Annotated in this window: 15 protein-coding genes and 2 tRNA genes; 4 read left to right on the plus strand and 13 right to left on the minus strand. The window is 54.0% G+C overall.

All coding sequences use genetic code 11. The annotated features are described in order from the left end of the window. Positions 1–131: 131 nt before the first annotated feature. From WC184_12390 to tig, 11 genes are all read right to left on the minus strand, one after another. Positions 132–1937, minus strand: a complete 1806-nt coding sequence (locus tag WC184_12390; protein MFA7478666.1) for an Rne/Rng family ribonuclease — start codon at positions 1935–1937, stop codon at positions 132–134. A gap of 344 nt (positions 1938–2281) precedes the next feature. After that, positions 2282–3457: a rod shape-determining protein RodA gene (gene rodA, locus WC184_12395; protein ID MFA7478667.1), complete on the minus strand. Its 1176-nt coding sequence runs from the start codon at positions 3455–3457 to the stop codon at positions 2282–2284. Beyond that, positions 3457–5430 carry a penicillin-binding protein 2 gene (mrdA, locus tag WC184_12400; GenBank protein MFA7478668.1) on the minus strand — a complete coding sequence of 658 codons (1974 nt, stop codon included), beginning with the start codon at positions 5428–5430 and terminating at the stop codon, positions 3457–3459. Before mrdA ends, rodA begins: the two co-directional genes overlap by 1 nt. A gap of 35 nt (positions 5431–5465) precedes the next feature. Further along, a complete protein-coding gene (gene mreD / locus WC184_12405; GenBank protein MFA7478669.1) occupies positions 5466–5993 on the minus strand; it encodes a rod shape-determining protein MreD in 528 nt (175 codons plus the stop codon). Next, positions 5981–6889, minus strand: coding sequence for a rod shape-determining protein MreC (mreC, locus tag WC184_12410; GenBank protein ID MFA7478670.1), 909 nt, complete (start codon positions 6887–6889; stop codon positions 5981–5983). Before mreC ends, mreD begins: the two co-directional genes overlap by 13 nt. Positions 6890–6904: 15 nt before the next feature. After that, the gene (locus WC184_12415) at positions 6905–7945 is read right to left on the minus strand and encodes a rod shape-determining protein (protein MFA7478671.1); all 1041 of its coding nucleotides are present in this window, start codon (positions 7943–7945) and stop codon (positions 6905–6907) included. Positions 7946–8057: 112 nt separating this feature from the next. Next, the gene (gene ndk, locus WC184_12420) at positions 8058–8468 is read right to left on the minus strand and encodes a nucleoside-diphosphate kinase (protein MFA7478672.1); all 411 of its coding nucleotides are present in this window, start codon (positions 8466–8468) and stop codon (positions 8058–8060) included. Between the two features lie 55 nt (positions 8469–8523). Further along, on the minus strand, positions 8524–9876 hold the full coding sequence (locus WC184_12425) for a cyanophycin synthetase (protein MFA7478673.1): 1353 nt from the start codon (positions 9874–9876) through the stop codon (positions 8524–8526). An 18-nt stretch (positions 9877–9894) separates the two neighbouring features. Then, a complete protein-coding gene (clpX, locus tag WC184_12430) occupies positions 9895–11175 on the minus strand; it encodes an ATP-dependent Clp protease ATP-binding subunit ClpX (GenBank protein MFA7478674.1) in 1281 nt (426 codons plus the stop codon). Positions 11176–11215: 40 nt separating this feature from the next. Then, the gene (locus WC184_12435; GenBank protein MFA7478675.1) at positions 11216–11839 is read right to left on the minus strand and encodes an ATP-dependent Clp protease proteolytic subunit; all 624 of its coding nucleotides are present in this window, start codon (positions 11837–11839) and stop codon (positions 11216–11218) included. Beyond that, a complete protein-coding gene (tig, locus tag WC184_12440; GenBank protein ID MFA7478676.1) occupies positions 11839–13239 on the minus strand; it encodes a trigger factor in 1401 nt (466 codons plus the stop codon). The genes WC184_12435 and tig overlap by 1 nt, the downstream gene beginning before the upstream one ends. A 150-nt stretch (positions 13240–13389) precedes the next feature. On the opposite strand from tig, the gene WC184_12445 reads away from it, so the two are divergent. Both WC184_12445 and WC184_12450 read left to right on the plus strand, forming a co-directional pair. Next, a tRNA-Pro gene (locus WC184_12445) sits at positions 13390–13463 on the plus strand. A gap of 175 nt (positions 13464–13638) precedes the next feature. Then, the gene (locus WC184_12450) at positions 13639–14049 is read left to right on the plus strand and encodes a cupredoxin domain-containing protein (GenBank protein MFA7478677.1); all 411 of its coding nucleotides are present in this window, start codon (positions 13639–13641) and stop codon (positions 14047–14049) included. 81 nt (positions 14050–14130) lie between these two features. On the opposite strand, the gene WC184_12455 is transcribed toward WC184_12450, so the two are convergent. Continuing rightward, a tRNA-Gly gene (locus WC184_12455) sits at positions 14131–14201 on the minus strand. A 76-nt stretch (positions 14202–14277) separates the two neighbouring features. On the opposite strand from WC184_12455, the gene WC184_12460 reads away from it, so the two are divergent. Both WC184_12460 and WC184_12465 read left to right on the plus strand, forming a co-directional pair. Further along, entirely contained in the window at positions 14278–15003 is a 726-nt protein-coding gene (locus tag WC184_12460) for an MgtC/SapB family protein (GenBank protein MFA7478678.1), read from the plus strand. Positions 15004–15140: 137 nt separating this feature from the next. Beyond that, the gene (locus WC184_12465) at positions 15141–16397 is read left to right on the plus strand and encodes an MFS transporter (protein ID MFA7478679.1); all 1257 of its coding nucleotides are present in this window, start codon (positions 15141–15143) and stop codon (positions 16395–16397) included. Here the strand turns inward: WC184_12465 and WC184_12470 are convergent. Further along, the gene (locus tag WC184_12470) at positions 16380–17372 is read right to left on the minus strand and encodes an LLM class flavin-dependent oxidoreductase (protein ID MFA7478680.1); all 993 of its coding nucleotides are present in this window, start codon (positions 17370–17372) and stop codon (positions 16380–16382) included. The two genes, WC184_12465 and WC184_12470, sit on opposite strands and share 18 nt — an antisense overlap. Positions 17373–17388: the final 16 nt, after the last annotated feature.

Here is a 17388-nt window from a genome sequence, read left to right on the forward strand (position 1 = left end):
TGTTCTCCCCCCCCCGCCCCCTAGCCGGGGCAATTTTTCTTGGGACCCCCCATCAAAAAATTTTGCCCCCAAAAACCCCCCCCCCCCCCCGAGGGGCGCAGGGGTGGATGAGCCACGCTAGCTGTTAAATCTCAATCGTCGATCAGAGTCCGATCGACGACCAAACCTCGGCCTTCGCACTCGGGACATTTCTTAGCTAGCGAATCGAGTAGACCTTCACCAATTCGTTTACGGGTCATCTCAACTAAGCCCAGCTCGGAAATGTCATAAACCTGGGTACGGGTTTTGTCGCGACCCAAGGCCTCTTTGAAAACCCTGGTGACCTCATCACGGTGAGACCGCACTTCCATATCCACAAAGTCGATCACGATGATCCCGCCAATATCACGCAGCCGTAGCTGGCGGGCGATCTCATCAGCCGCTTCGAGGTTATTGCGATAAACCGTTTCTTCCAGGTTCGAGGTACCCACGTTCTTACCCGTGTTCACGTCGATCACGGTTAGAGCTTCGGTATGTTCGATAATTAGCGAACCGCCAGAGGCCAACCAGACCTTGCGGTCTAGGGCTTTGTGAAGCTGTTCATGAACATGGAACTTTTCGAACAGTGGCAGTCGCTCAGCCTCAGGATCGTAAAACTCGACTCGCTCGGCCAAAGCGGGGCCGATGGCTTCCACATAATCGCGAACCTCATCAAAGATGGCCGGATCGTCGATAATGACTGACCGGTAATCTTTGTTGAACTCTTCTCGAATCACCCGAACCGCCATATCGGGTTCTTGGTATAGAACTGCTGGCGCCTGCGACCGTGCCGCTAACGCTTCAATCTTGGCCCACTGCGAGGTTAAACGCTGGACGTCACGCTCAATTTCTTCGGCAGTCACATTTTCCGCTGCGGTACGCACAATGATTCCGTGACCATCGGGACGCACCCCATCGAGAATGCCCCGTAAGCGCTTGCGCTCATGATCGGGCAGGCGTTTCGAGATTCCATAAGTGGGGCTATTAGGAATCAACACCACAAAACGGCCTGGAAGCGATACCTCTTGGGTTAGCCGCGCACCTTTGTGAGCAATCGGGTTCTTGGTTACCTGGCAAATGATGGTTTGACGCGGCCGCAGCATTTCTTCAATGCGGGGCGCGGGTGACCCTTCCACCACATCATCAGGGTCGTATTGCACGTCACCGCGATAAAGAACGGCGTTTTTTTGAGTACCAATATCTACAAATGCCGCTTCCATACCAGGCAGTACGTTTTGCACTTTGCCCAGATAAATGTTGCCGTGAATTTCAGTTTCATTGTCGGAAGGACGAGACACATAATGCTCGATTAAGGTGCGGCCTTCCAACACCGAAATCTGGGTAGCGGTGGGCCCTTTGGAAACCGCCATAAGGTAACGCCCAACCGGGCGGCCTTTGCGTTTACGGCCTCGTCGCCGCTTTAGTGTGGCGGAATCGAGCTGAATTGGGTCATCGTCAGAAAGGGTCGCTGAAACCGGTTCGCCACTTGGCCGACGGCCGCTATTGCGCCGACGCGGGGTCTTTGTTGAACCTGAACCCGCAGAGCCAGATTTACCACCACTGGTTGAGGAAGACCCGGTGTTGTCAGACTTTTCAGCCTGTGAGGTGGATGATTGTGGACGTCCGCTGCGACGACGTCGCCTCGGTTTAGGCGCCGCATTGGTACCCGAATCGTTAGCTTTGGTGGAACTTTGGCTTGATTCAGCAGCCGCGGGCCGGGTGTCGCCTACTTGTGGGCGCACCTTAGCGCTAGAAGCTTCGCTATTCGGTTCATGCTGCGGCTTGTTGGTGGAAGTCCGGCTGGAAGAGGTCCGCCTTGGGGCGCGCTCGTCTCCAGTTGTTCTGGCTTCGCTGGTGTTGCGCCCCGGCTGGTTCGAGCCCGAAGCGTCTTGTGGTCCGCGAAGTGCGGGGTCCGACATCGAATATGTCCCTTCGCCTGGCGCGCCTAGGACTTACGGGCGCGCGGCCTGCCACTTGGCTACCCCGAAGGCAGACATCTCTTGGTGGCAGATGATCGTTGGTCAAAACATGCGACGCGCCAGCAAAACCTATGACCATAGAGGTACCAGCAAAATGGCTGTTGTGGCGGCGTCGTTGCGGAATTTGAGACCGTTGGCCCCAACCTGAACGAGCAGGCACCACGCTGTAGAGCAGCGGCTGAATGATCGTCCATAAAAATCCCATTAGAATCATTCTATCTCAAAGCCCCCACAGGGCCGAGACTCTGACCGATTTACTCATCAATAACTAGAAAAACCAATGGTCAGGTGAAGCGCCTCATATGGATATTTTGGATTAGTCCCATAAAGGCGAACGCTACAAGAGTTGAAGAACCGCCGTAGGACATGTAGGGCAACGGAATTCCGGTTACCGGCATGATGCCCAACGACATTCCCACGTTCTCGAAAATTTGGAACAGCAAAATAGCAAACACCGCCACCGCAATTAACCCACCGAAACGATCGGTGGCTAGCTGGGCCGTGCGTAAAACCCGCCACAAAAGCACCCCGTACAGAGAAAGCGCCCCCACCGCACCAACAAAACCAAGCTCTTCGCCAATCGCTGTGAATATGAAGTCGGTTTGTTGTTCTGGAACGAAGCCGTTTGAAGTCTGGCCCCCCTTCATCCAACCCTGCCCGGTTAAACCACCGCTGGCAACCGCGATTTGTGATTGTTCAGTGTTGTAACGCAGATTTGCAGGAACGTTTTCAGGGTTCACCCAGTTGGTGAGGCGAGCTTTTTGGAAATCGTCGAGGATGTTCGAGCTGAGTAACACCGCCGCTGCCAAAATAGCGGCGCCCAAAAGACCAAACATCACCTTTTTTGGGGCGCCAGCCACCAACAACACCGCTAACAGCAAAATTCCAACCACCAGCGAAGTACCCAGGTCGGGTTGTAAGAAAATAAGACCTACCGGCACCCCGGCCAAAAGCATGGCTTTAACAATGGTCTCGAGGCTCATCTCTACCTGGGAAAGATAGGCCGGAATGGCGACTACCAAAGCGACTTTCATGAACTCGGCAGGCTGTATTTGGAAACCAGCCACGGAAAACGCACGTTGGGCGCCTTTAGCCTCAGTTCCCAAAATTAGTACGGCCACCAAACCTAAGAGGCCAACGGCATAGATGGGCCGCCACCAATCAAGCAAACGCCGGTAATCAAAGCTGGCCACCGCCACCATGGCAGCCACGCCCATGGAAATATAAATAATTTGGCGCTGCATGAAGAAGAAGTCGTTGGTGGTGGTTCGAGGTCCGTGAGTAGCGGCTAGCACCATGACGACGCTGAGCAAAGAAAGCGCCCCCAGCACACCGACCAGGATGAAATCTACGTACGGAAGCAGTCCTCGTAAGCGGTCGAGCCCGCCACTCGACCCCGATCCTCGCCGGTGAGCAGCGCTACTGGGGCGAGAATGAGCGCCGGTTGTGGTGTACGACATCAGTCGAGGCCTCCCCCGGTTGGGACCTCAAGCTTGTGCTCGGGGTTGAGCGAGGTACCGTTTATTTCACGCATCGCCAAGGGTTCCAAGATTCGCCGTGCGATGGGAGCGGCGACCGTCGCACCGTAACCGCCTTCTTCCACGAACACACTGAGTGCAAACTTTGGGTCCGCTGCTGGGGCCCACGCCGCGTAAATCGACGACGAAGCCTTACCGTAAACCTGCGCGGTACCGGTTTTCCCGGCTACTGGGAAAGCACTGTGAGGGAAACCCGCGAAAACTTTGGCTGAGGTTCCTAATGAATGCGAAGTGGCACCCACTAGCCCATCGGTAATGGCTTGTCGCACGTCTTCGTCAAGATCAAGCTGGCGAATTTCACGGGTACCGAAACTTTGCAGCTCCTCGCCAGTTTGAGAGCTGGTGATACGAAGCGCAATGTTGGGGGCAAACAACGTTCCGCCGTTGCCCATGGCGGCATAGGCATTGGCTAGCTGTATTGGAGTGATACCAACATCGCCTTGCCCAATGGCCAGGTTCACGGTGTCACCAATATTCCAACGCCCTTCAGGGAACGCTTCGGGATTATCTTCGTGGCGCTGTCGTTTCATTTCAGGATCGATCAGAATGCCGCCAAGTTCCAATGGCAACGCCACACCAGTGCGCGAACCAAGCCCGAATGAAGCTGCCACGTCTTGGATGGCACGTTCACCATACGTAGATGTCTTTCGCGCGAAACCTTCGCCCACCCCAAAGAAGTACACGTTGGAAGACACCGTCAACGCCATCCGCAGATCAACTGCCCCGTGGGGAGCTTTACCAGCATTGTAGAAGGTACAGCGGTCACCGTCGCAGGGTTTAAGGGTGTAACTACCAGTGTCATTGATGGTGAACCCAGGTGCGCGCAGCCCTGTGCTGGCAGCGGCATAGCCCGAGAATATTTTGAAGGTAGAACCGGGGGCATAAGGCTCGCGGATGGCACGGTTGCTGAGTGGACGGTAAAACTCTTTGGCTGTTAGCTCTTCATAACGTTCGGCGCTGATGCCACCGATCAATTCGTTGGGGTCAAAGGTTGGATAAGAAGCCATGGCAAGTACTTGGCCATTAGTGGCGTCTTCTACCACCGCCGCCCCAGCCGGTGTGCTTGCCGGGAAACCGTTTGGACTAGATGAGGAACGGGAACGACTCATCTCTTCTTCCAAGGCCACCTCAGTGATTTTTTGTAGATCAGCATCGATGGACAGCCACACATCATCGCCAGATTCAGGTTCCACCCGATCCACAATGGCCACAATTCGATTCATCGAGTTCACCTCGAACACGATCCGACCCGGCGTGCCACGAAGTTGCGCCTCATACTGCTGCTCAATGCCAGCCTTGCCAATCTTGTCGCCTAGTCGATACGACTTCTCAGCGTCGACGCGATCATCCAGCTCTTCTTGGCTTATCTCGCCAATGTAGCCAAGCACATGGGCTGCAAGTTGGCCTTCGGGATAAGTGCGAACAAGTCGTTTCTCAACGCCTACCCCTGGCATGTCAAAGCTGTGTTCGGCCAAGGTGTAATACAGCTCGGGGTTCACGTCGCTGGCTACCACGATTGGCCGGAACGGGTCGCCTTGCCACTTATCGATTCGGCTCTTGATTTCGTCGGTAGTGATTTCCGTGCCGCCAGCACGCAGTTCCGTCGCCAGCTTCGCTAAGACGGCGTTTGTATCATCAGCTGTTTTCAGCCCGGCCTGATCAACGGTCACCACCACCGACTCGCGATTACCCGCTAGCACTACCCCGTTGCGATCAAGAATACGACCCCGTGGGCCTTCCACCACCACACTTCTAATGCGATTACCCAACGCTTGTTCCTGGTATTCAGGTGCCGTCATCACCTGTAGATACCAAAGCCGTGATAGAAGTGCCGCGAACAACGCCACCGCGGTGATGGCCATGAAACTTAAACGAACCGGTTGTGCGTTGTTCATAGGCAGGTTCTAGTTCAGCACAATTTGTAGGGGCTTTAGCCGCGAGAGCGAAACGACCCTATCGACTCTACAAGTGCCCAGCGTGCCACTGGCAGGCCAAGTGGCACAAGCACCACACTAAAGACGATTTGGGCCACCGAAATGGCTAACAAAGGGGTGTGAAGCAGGTGATCTTGACCTACTAAAACTCCAACCAGCACAAAACCCCAAACCGCGAACAGAGAACCAACAACGGCTATGCCAAGGGTTCCGAAACCACCCGAGCGCACTAGAGAGGCTGCTCCAACGCCGATGACGTAACCCAAAATCGTGTATACCAACGCTGTTAAACCAAAGGGTGTGGTGGTGTACAAATCGATTATCAAGCCGGAAGCAAAGCCCACAATGGCACCGTGTTCTGGCCCACCCACAATTGCTACCGCGATAGTGTACGGCACCAGAATTGAACCCGTGGCACCCCAGATTGTGACCGAATTGGTCACTCCGAGCTCCAGAACGGCCGCCAACAATACTGACAGCGCCAGGCGTGCTCGTGGAGCGATCAAATACATCAAGGTGTCCACAACAGCACCGTTAAAAAGCTAAGGCGGTCGAGGCTGGCTGCCAGCTCGATCTTGGCGCTGACTACACCTACTGGCTGAAGCGGCACTACCGAAATCTCATCACCATCATCAGCTGAATCATCATCAGCCGGTGGCGCATTTTGCTCATCCCCGGTGTTAGCTGAAGCACCAGCGCCCGAGGTGATATGGCCGATTGGCAATCCGGGCGGATACAAACTTCCGGTTAGACCCGAGGTGAGTAACAGATCGCCAGGACGCAACACCACGTCACTAGCTACCTCAACTACCGGCTGATGGTTAGCGCCACGGCCTTCCACACGCCCCAGCACCTGGGTCGAACCAATGCGAGTGGCCACCTGCATTCGGGCATCGCTAATAAGCAGCACGATCGATTCATTGGCCGATACCTGCTCTAGCCGGCCCACCAAACCTGTTCCGGTAACCACGGCCATTCCCGGCTTTAGGCCATGTTTCGAACCCTTGTCGATGACAACGGTGGCTTCAAAAGTGGTCGGCGGGCCCGAGATAACTCGAGCCGTTACCTGTGGAATATCTTGGGCGAAATCAATTTCGGCGTCACGAAGAAAATTAGCCAGAATTTCCTCAGCTGAAGCTTCACGGATTTGTTGGCCTTCTAGCTCATCAATCCGACGCTTCAGCTCGGCGTTTTCTTCTTCCAGCTTCGAATAGCTGGTGACCCCCCGCCAGGCATTCGACACCGGGGACAATGCCCAACCAACGGCTTTCTTAAACGGCGAGAACACGGTAGTAGCCCCGGTTTTAACTGAAGCCAACGGCCCGAAATCACGGCCGTCAAGTGTCATAAACGTGACAGCAGTAAGCAACAACAAAACCAACACAAACCGGTGTCGGCCGCCGCGCTGAAAAAAGTTCATGCCACCGTGACCGCGTTAAAGGTTGCCAGAGGACGAAAACAGTACACCTTTTAGGGCGTCAAATTCTTCGAGCGACTGTCCTGCGCCCAACACCACCGCTAGCAGTGGATTTGGTGAAATTTTGATTGGCATACCGGTTTCATTGGCCAAACGTTGGTCGAGGCCCATAAGCAAAGCACCACCACCGGCCAACGTAATACCCTTTTCCATAATGTCGGCCGCGAGTTCGGGCGGTGTTTTATCGAGCGTCACCTTCACGGCATCAACAATGGCTGCTACCGGTTCTTCCAGGGCTTCACGCAATTCGCCGGTGGAAGTAACGATCGTCTTGGGTAGGCCAGTCATTAAGTCGCGTCCACGAATTTCGGCGTAAATTTCCTCTTCCAAATGCCAGGCCGAACCAAGAGCGATTTTGGCTTGTTCAGCGGTACGGTCACCCAAGGCCACCGAATGCTGTTTTTTGATGTGTTGAATAATTGCCAAATCAAGCTCGTCGCCACCAACTCGAACCGATTGGCTAGCCACGATCCCACCAAGAGAAATAACTGCCACCTCAGTCGTGCCACCGCCAATATCGACGATCATATTCCCAGTGGGTTCCTGAACCGGCAGGCCAGCACCAATAGCAGCCGCCATAGGTTCTTCAATGATGTAGGCCGGCTTACGAGCACCCGCATATTCAGCAGCTTCTTGAACCGCGCGCTGCTCAACCCCGGTGATGCCTGACGGCACCGCCACTACCATCCGAGGCTTGGAAAACTTGCGAATCGCTACTTTCATTAAAAAGTAACGCAACATTTTTTCGCAAAGGTCGAAGTCTGCAATCACGCCATCTTTTAGAGGGCGAATGGCTTGAATATGGCTAGGGGTGCGGCCAATCATTTTCTTGGCTTCAGTACCCACCGCCAAGGGCCGACCATCGTGGGCATTAACCGCGACTACCGATGGTTCATCGAGCACTATGCCCTGGCCACGCACATAGACCAAAGTGTTTGCTGTTCCAAGGTCTACGGCCATGTCACGAGCCACAATTCCCGAGAGCATGTTTTCGGCCATTAAGTAGCCCCCGCTGACGAGCGATAACGAATAAGAGTTAGCAATCTAGCGTAACCTCAAACCCCACGGGGTTCGCGATCGCGGGAGGATCAAGGTTCCTCCCGCCATCGCCTTAAACTAGTTCGGGAAAGAAAATAGCGATTTCACGAGCTGCCGAATCGGCACTGTCGGAGCCATGAATCAGGTTTTCACCCATATCGGTGGCTAGGTCGCCTCGGATGGTACCCGGCGCAGCTTCAGCCGGATTGGTGACCCCCATCATGGTGCGAACGATTTGCCAGGTGTCGGTTGGCCCTTCAACCACCATAACTAGTGACGGTGAACGCCCGATAAAGCTAACAAGCTCGTCATAAAAGCCTTTACCAACATGTTCGGCATAGTGCTTTTCTGCCAGCGCTTCATCAATCACACGCAGTTGAACGGCCGCTAAGGTGAGACCTTTGTTTTCCAGGCGAGAAATGATCTCGCCCACTAGCCCTCGCTCTACAGCGTCGGGCTTACAGATTACCAAAGTACGATTCATACCCTTGACGCTATGTCAATTGTTAGAAGCTGTGAAACTGGAGAAGAACCGACACTTAGAGGTGGTAGCTCTCTTCTTCTGCCTCGTCGGCGGCCAGCTGCGCGGCTAACAGCACTTCGGCACGGCGGGTGTATGCTCCGCGCACAGCACCAATGAGGAAAATTGAGCCCGCCACCACTACCAAATCTTGCTCGTCGGCGAGCGTTACGGCGCGTGCCACAGCCTCAACTGGGTCGGCCACAGCTTCAACGGTAATACCCATCGACGCCGCCACTTGGGCCACCTCGGCTGCCGGACGGGCACGCGGGGTGTCGGGGGTGCACACGATCACAAGGTCGAAACTTGTAGCATCAAGCGCTTCAAACATTTCAACGGGATCTTTTTGTTCCAGAACCCCAGTGACTAAATAGCGTGAACCCATCGGTGTAAACGATTCGGCCAAAGCTTGTGTTAATGCTTCGGCCCCGTCGGGGTTGTGAGCGGCATCTAGCAAGACTGTCGGGCTATGGGCAACCACTTCCAGGCGACCTGGCACCGAAGCATTGGCGAAGGCTTCGACCACTACCTCTTCTTCCAGGGGTCGACCGAAAAATGCTTCTACTGCTACTAGAGCCGCGGCAGCATTATCGCCCTGGTGAGCGCCATGGAGAGGAAGGAAAAGGTCTTCGTAGCGAGCACCGGGAGTACGGATAGTGAGCAACCTGCCACCCACCGCCACTCGGTTATCTTCCACCGCATAATCGCGTCCGGTGAGCCAAGTTTGTGCTGCAGGCACTGAGGCAAAGATTTCGGCCAGATCGGGGTGCGTTTCGCCCAGCACAAAGGTGCTACCAGCCTTAACAATTCCAACTTTTTCGAGCGCGATGGCCTGACGCCACCCTTCACTGCCATCGGTGTGGTCGGCCGCCACCCTAGTAAGAACAGAAACCGGAGCGTTGACAATGTTGGTGCAGTCGTAACGGCCTAGCATCCCAACTTCTAGCACCGCAGCGTCGATGGCGATATCGGCAAACCATCTAAAAGCGGCACCGGTAAGAATCTCGAAATGCGAAGGAGGACCGTCGAGCATCGGTTCGATGGCGGCGATGGCTCCTAATGCTAAACCCAGGTCTTCGTCGGAAATAGGGTTTAGATTCTGGCTAATACGTTCGTTAAGTCGCTCAAGATGAGGACTGGTATAAGTCCCCACGTTCAAACCGCTGGCTATAAGCAACGAGGTAGTGAGCCGGGCTGTGGAGCCCTTACCGTTGGTGCCTGTTATATGGATTGAGGGGTAGGCCTCATGCGGATCGCCCAAAAGGTAGGCAATCTGCTTCATTCGTTCCAGCGACGCACCGGCTGGACGTCCGGCGTTCGCTTCCAGATTTATGTGCTGTTCTAACCAAAACAGCGCTTCACGTAGTTCCACTAGATCCTGTAGCTAGATTTAGGAGGCGGCGCGGCGAGGTCGATCTTGGCGAGACTTGGCGCTTCGGGGCACCAAAGTTGGGTTCACCTTTTCTTTAACCACCGCAGCGTCGATAACACAACGTTCGATGTCGTTGCGACCTGGCATGTCGTACATCACATCGAGCAGCACTTCTTCCATAATGGCCCGCAAGCCACGGGCACCAGTGCCACGGTTTAGTGCCTGCTCAGCAATGGCATCTAGCGCTTCTTCAGCGAACTCCAGCTCGACGTTTTCAAGCTCGAAGAAGCGTTGGTATTGCTTCACCAAAGCGTTCTTGGGTTCGGTTAGAATCTGCACCAAAGCTTCTTCATCAAGATTGCTTACGGGACCAATTACCGGCAGCCGCCCAACAAACTCGGGAATCAAACCAAACTTGATGAGATCTTCTGGGAGCAACTCGGCCACCAGCGTACCGAGGTCGGAGTCGTCGCTAGAGCGCAGTTCAGCGCCAAAGCCGATACCAGATTTGCCAATGCGAGATTCAATAATCTTTTCAATTCCAGCAAAAGCCCCACCACAAATAAATAAGATATTGGTGGTGTCGATCTGGATAAATTCTTGATGGGGATGCTTACGGCCACCCTGGGGCGGTACCGCAGCCGTTGTTCCCTCGAGAATCTTTAGCAGCGCCTGCTGAACGCCTTCACCAGAAACATCACGAGTAATCGAGGGGTTTTCGCTCTTTCGGGCGACCTTATCGATTTCGTCAATGTAAATGATGCCGGTTTCAGCTCGTTTAATGTCATAATCGGCTGCTTGGATCAGCTTTAAAAGAATGTTTTCAACGTCTTCGCCTACATAGCCAGCCTCGGTTAACGCCGTGGCATCGGCAATAGCGAAGGGCACATTCAACATTCGTGCCAAGGTGCGGGCCATCTCGGTCTTCCCACAACCCGTGGGGCCAACCAACAAAATATTGGACTTCGACAGCTCTACTTGAGCTTCGACCGTGGTTTGAGCGTTGTGATGAACACGCTTGTAATGGTTATAGACAGCTACCGAAAGAATTTTCTTAGCAAGTTCTTGACCCACAATGTACTGGTTCAAGAACTCGTAAATTTCACGCGGAATAGGAAGTTGGTCAAGCGAAAGATCAGATGTTTCGGCAGACTCTTCAGCAATTATTTCATTGCATAACTCAATACATTCATCACAAATGTAAACACCTGGGCCCGCAATTAAACGTTTAACTTGCTTTTGAGATTTGCCGCAGAAAGAACATTTCAAAAATTCGGTTCCATCTCCGAACTTTGCCATAACCTCACCTCCCCTTTATCAAGCTGTCTCTACTCTAGGCCTAACTGGCACGGATAGGCCCAGAAAGGTCAACTCGGGTACGGGGCTCCAAGATGGCATCAATGATGCCGTAATCTTTAGCCTCGGTCGCCGTCATCACAAAGTCGCGGTCGGTGTCTTTACGAATCTGGTCCACGGTCTTGCCGGTATGCTTCGACAACACCTCTTCAAGCGCTGATTTCAGCCGCATAATTTCTTTGGCGGCTAGCTCGACATCTGAAGCCTGGCCTTGTGCACCGGAATACGGCTGGTGAATTATTACCCGTGAATGAGGCAACGCCAAGCGCTTACCTGGGGTTCCACCCGCTAGTAAAACAGCGGCGGCTGAAGCGGCCTGACCCAGACAAATGGTGTTGATGTCGGGCCGGATATAACTCATGGTGTCGTAGATAGCGAACATGGCGTTGATGTCGCCACCCGGTGAGTTGATATAAATATTGATGTCTTTTTCTGGATTCTCCGATTCCAGATGAATCAGCTGGGCACAAACCACGTTGGCCACATCATCAGTGATTGGGAAACCCAGGAAAATAATGTTCTCACGTAGCAAGCGGCCGAACAGGCTTGAGCTGCGTTCGCCTCGGTTGGTTGTTTCCCAAATCTCAGGGTTTGGAATGTAAGTCATCAGTCGGTGTCTTCCCCACCATCATCGGTTTCAGTGCCGTCGGATTCGTCGGCAGGATCGGCAATAAGATCATTACGATCAATCAGGTTACCGTCGCTATCGACAATCTCGACACGTTCCACCAACCAAGTCAAAGCCTTCTGCTTTAACATGTCGGCACGGATGTCAATGATTTGACCGCTTTGATCAAAACGAGTGCGCATGGCTTCAACCGTTTCACCAAGCTGCTCGGCAGCCTCAGCGAACTCTTCGTGCAGCTCGTCTTCTGTAACTTCCAGCGCTTCAGCCTTGGCCACAGCCCGCAACGCTAAATCAACGATCACTGACTGCGAAGCAGTTTCTTGCAGCTCGGCCACGAACTGGGTTTGGGGCTGTCCGGTGATAGCCAAATACTGGTCTAGGCTGATGCCTTGAGCCGAAAGACGCATAGCCAAATCTTGAATCCGCTGTTGGACCTCATTCGAGATCATGACCTCGGGCGCTTCAAAATCGATCAGCTTGGCCACGGCCTCGGCGGTACGTTCACGCAACATGGCCTCAGCTTGGTTAACGCGAGCTTCGGTTAAACGCTCGCGCACATCTTCTCGCAGCTCATCGACTGTTTCGAACTCGGAGGCCTCGGCCACCCACTCGTCGGTCAACTCGGGCAGAACCTTTTCTTGAACTTCAAGAACCGAGATTTCAAAATCGATCGGCCCGTGTGGAGGGTGACCCTCATCGTCGAACTCTGATTCGTCGTGCTCGTGGTCATCGCCCGAGAAACTAAGCTCATCACCGGCACTGGCACCACGAAGGTTTTCGTCAACCTCGGGCACAACGGCACCTAGGCCGACCTCAAATGAGTAAGAAGACACCGTTAGGCCTTCAATCGGTTCGCCGTCGCGCGAACCTTCCATGTCGATCTTCACGAAGTCACCGTCTTTGGCAGGACGATCGACGCTGACCAACTCGCCGTACTGATTACGCAGACGGTCTACCTGCTCATCAATTTCTTCCTCGCTGACCGTAGGCGAAGGCATTTCGACCCGAAGTGACTGATACCCAATCACCTCAACCTCGGGCCGTACCTCAACAACAGCATCGAAGCTAACCGGACCTTCTTCTTGGCCAGCGGTGATATCAATCTCGGGAGGAGCAATTGGGTCAAGCTCGGTTTGGGCTACCGCTTCGGTGTAATAGTTGGGCACGGCTTCGCGCAGGGCCTCTTCGCGAGCGGCACCAATACCAATGCGGGCCTCTAATAGCTTCCGAGGGGCCTTGCCAGGTCGAAAGCCTGGTAAACGGACTTCACGGGCAATACGTTTAAAAGCCTCGTCTACGGCTGGTTCAAATTCGGACTCTTCCACCTCAACACTGAGACGGACTTTGTTACCCTCAAGGGTTTCGACGGATGTTTTCACAGTGGGGCGATTCTACCCATTTCAGGCACCTAGTTGCGCAACCGCCGGTCGGGTATCGCCAAAACTACGGGCCCGTCTAACAGGCGAAAAGAAGTTCTAGCCACGGAATCCACCATTTCTGGCTAATGCGCTAGGCTCTATGAGCTGTCACGGGGAGTGGCGCAGCTTGGTAGCGCACCTGCTTTGGGAGCAGGGGGTCGCAGGTTCAAATCCTGTCTCCCCGACGTTGTGAGTGTCTTAGAACATAACAAACTCTTGAACTTGTGAACGCAGGTTCAAGAGTTTCGTTTATTCCCCCAGGTGGGCGCGTTAGGGGCTAAATACGATCGATGCGGGAAGTGAACAAATCTCGCGATACCGTGAATCGTCGTATATCCCACACCCCCATGGAGGAAACTCATGAACATTCGTCGGTTTGTAGGAATTGGCGCGGCCACGTTGGCTATGACCGCCCTACTAGTTGCTTGCGGTGATTCAGATGACAACGACTCGAGCGGCAACAACGACACCAGTACCGAAGTAGAAGACACCGTATCTTCTTCAATTAGCTTCACTGCTCATGACATCGAGTTTGAAGAGACCGAAGTATCGGCAGATGCTGGCAAAGTTGAGGTGACCCTTAAGAACGAGGGCGCCATCGAGCACTCATGGGTGGTTGAAGATCATGAAGCCGATCTTCGTCTGCACGTAGAAAAGACCGGCGACGAAGATGACGGAACCATCACCCTCGACTCAGGTGAGTACACCTACTACTGCGACATTCCTGGCCACCGTGAAGCTGGCATGGAAGGCACGCTGAAAGTCAGCTAATTAGCTAGCTGAGGAAAAATACTTTGGCCGTCTCGCCACTTGGTTGAAATGACCTTGCGACAAAGACGGCCAATAATGCCGAGCGGGTGACCAGAATCGAACTGGCGTTGCCGACTTGGAAGGACGGTGCTCTACCACTGAGCTACACCCGCGAGAGCTCTTATGTTACTCATTTTAGGAAATGGGTGCATATTAGACCTTCCACACGACCACCAAAGTTGGGAAATAGTGCAGACACTCGCCTTCGGACAAGCCATTGGCCAGGGTTGGCCCCAAGTTGGCGATCTCGCCTTGGCGTTAGCGTTATCGGCACTAATTGGGCTGGAACGTGAGATCAGAGGCAAAAGCGCAGGTCTGCGAACTCACACCATTATTGGGTTTGCCTCAGCACTGATAATGCTGGTTTCAAAATATGGTTTTGGCGATGTCCTTGGCGACCACGTGGTCCTTGACCCCTCCCGGGTGGCGGCCCAGATCGTCTCGGGGGTGGGTTTCATTGGCGGTGGCCTCATCTTTGTGCGACGCGACGCCGTGCGGGGCTTAACAACGGCGGCCTCGGTTTGGTTGACGACTGCCATTGGCATGGCCGCTGGTGCAGGTTTGCCCATTTTGGCCATTGTGACCACAGTCGGTTTTTTCCTGATCGTCTACGGCTTGCGACCAATAGCCCGCCGTTTACCCAGCTTCGAACCTGGCACTGTGACGCTTAAAATCACCTATTTAGACGGTCGTGGTATTTTGCACGAACTCATTCAGGAGTGCACCCACGCTGGCTGGAATGTAGCCGACCTTTCAACCGAGCGAACCACTATTGAAGCCACTTCTGCCATTCCGGTGGTGAACGTTGAAATCGAGTTGTTGGGAAACGGTAACTACCACGAGCTCATAAGCACGATCACGAACAACAGCGGTGTTCTGTCGGTGAATGCCCTGCCATTTGAAGACGACTTCTGAGCAATAAATTTCGTAACACGGTCGCAACAATGCGGCCACGGTGAGTAAAGTAGTTCCATAGCCTGATCTTTAGAGCCTCGAACTATTCATGGGCTTAAAGCGCACACATTCACTTCCCTCACCACGACGAGACGACCATGAACCGTCTTCAAAACTTCTCTAGCAGCACGTTTGCTTCGCTAAAGGTCCCCAATTTCCGACTGTTCTTTTGGGGTCAGGCCATTTCTCAAAACGGCACCTGGATGCAGCTGGTCGCCATTGACATTTTAGTTTTAGAAATGACCAACGACGGTGTAGCCGTTGGTATCGCGACCGCCGCACGCTTCGCACCAATGCTGCTGCTTGGGCCCTGGGCTGGGGTTTTAGCCGACCGAAGCGACCGTCAACGCCTATTAATCTGGTTGAATATCGCCGGTGCCATCGTGGCGGCCGTCTTCACACTTTCGGTAGCCACAGGCGTGGCAACATTGGGCTGGGTATACGTGTTGGCAGCGGCTTCAGGTACCGTAACCGCGCTCGAAAGCCCAGCACGACGCGCCTTCGTGGTTGACCTAGTTGAAGATCGGCTCTTCACCAACGCCGTTGGCCTCAACAGTGCCATGATGACCGGTTCAAAAATTGGTGGACCGGCAGTGGCAGGCATCTTGATCACCACCATTGGTATTGCCTTGTGTTTCGCCGTCAATGCGTTGTCTTATATTCCCCAACTTTGGCTATTCGCCCGGATGAATCGAACAGAATTCAGACCAAGCGAACGCATTGTCAAGGGCAAAGGCCAGCTACGCGAAGGCCTGCGTTACATGTGGGACCTCTCGGAGCTGCGCGTGCCGCTGCTCATGGTGACCGTTATTGGCACCCTAACTTTCAACTACTCGGTAGTCTTGCCGCTCTTCGCCACACGAGATTTAGCCGGTGGTGCTGGCAGCTACACCACCTTGCTCTCTGCCATGAGCATAGGTTCCCTAATTGGTGCCCTAAGCATCGCCCGTCGTGTCGATGTTGACACCAGATTCTTGGCAATGGCTTCGATTGGTTTGGGCGTCGGACAAACACTCTTGGCGTGGTCACCAAACTTGGTAGCAGCCACCGTTCTGGCGGTGCCAGCTGGTATCACCACCATGCTCGTCATGTCAGGTTCTACCACCATGGTGCAACTTCGTGCCGCGCCAGCAATGCGCGGACGGGTGCTGGCAATGCTAACCGTGGTGTTCCTGGGTAGTACGCCAGTTGGCGGCCCAATTATGGGTTATGTTGGCGAACACATGGGGGCGCGATGGGCACTACTAGTAGGAAGTGCTGGAGCTTTTGTGGCCGGGGTAGGCGCCCTAATTTCGCTATCTCGCCACGAAAATCGAGCTTTGGCACCTACCCATCAGTTAAGTGAGGCGGCTTAAGCCCCACACCTCCGCCAAAATTTCTGCGGAAACAACGCGCGCATCAATACTGCCCGATTGGAACGCCACCATTAGCTCGTCAGCATCGGCATAAGCAGCAAAATCTTCCAAATAGCTACGCACTACGTCACCAGTCCCAACCGCAAAGTGCTTCATCATGCCCAGTACTTGTTGACCTTGTAACGAGTTCAACAAAGCATCGGCTTCGGCATCGCTCATCTCTTGGTCACGAGCCAGAAATCGTTTTACCCGTGACCGCTTCGTACGTAAATATTGCTCATCAGCCTCGTCTTGCGAAGAAGCCGCTATCACATTGACAGCGGCTATCACATACGGTTCGCTTAGCTGTTCTGAAGGTCGAAACTCACGTCGGTAAATCTCAACCGCCTGGGTTAATGCCGCTGGCGCGAAGTGTGAAGCGAAGGCATAAGGTAACCCAAGCATGGCGGCCAGCTGAGCACCAAAAAGCGATGACCCCAAAATATATAAAGGCACAAAGGCACCTTTGCCTGGCGTCGCTTCTACCCCCGCCACCCGGGTCTCGTCGCTAAGAAAACCCTGTAATTCTACGACGTCTTGGGGGAACGTTTCGGCAGACATGGGATCACGGCGCAACGCCCGTAAAGTCACCTGATCGGTACCTGGCGCTCGACCCAAACCCAAATCAATCCGCCCCGGATGCAGCGCCTCAAGCGTGCCGAATTGCTCGGCAATAGTTAGCGGCGCATGGTTCGGCAACATCACACCGCCAGAACCCACGCGAATCGACTTAGTGTTAGCTGCCACATGAGCAATGAGCACGCTCGTAGCCGACGAAGCAATGGTTGACATGTTGTGATGTTCGGCGTACCAAACCCGTTTGTAACCAAGCTCTTCCACGCATTGAGCCAAACGGACACTGTTTTGCAGGCTTTCGCCCACGGACTCACCTGATCTGACCACTGCCAAATCCAGTACAGAAATCGGAAGCATCACTATCTCCAAGCTGACA

The organism is Acidimicrobiia bacterium, assembly GCA_041676705.1.
Taxonomy (GTDB): Bacteria; Actinomycetota; Acidimicrobiia; order Acidimicrobiales; family SKKL01; genus Actinomarinicola.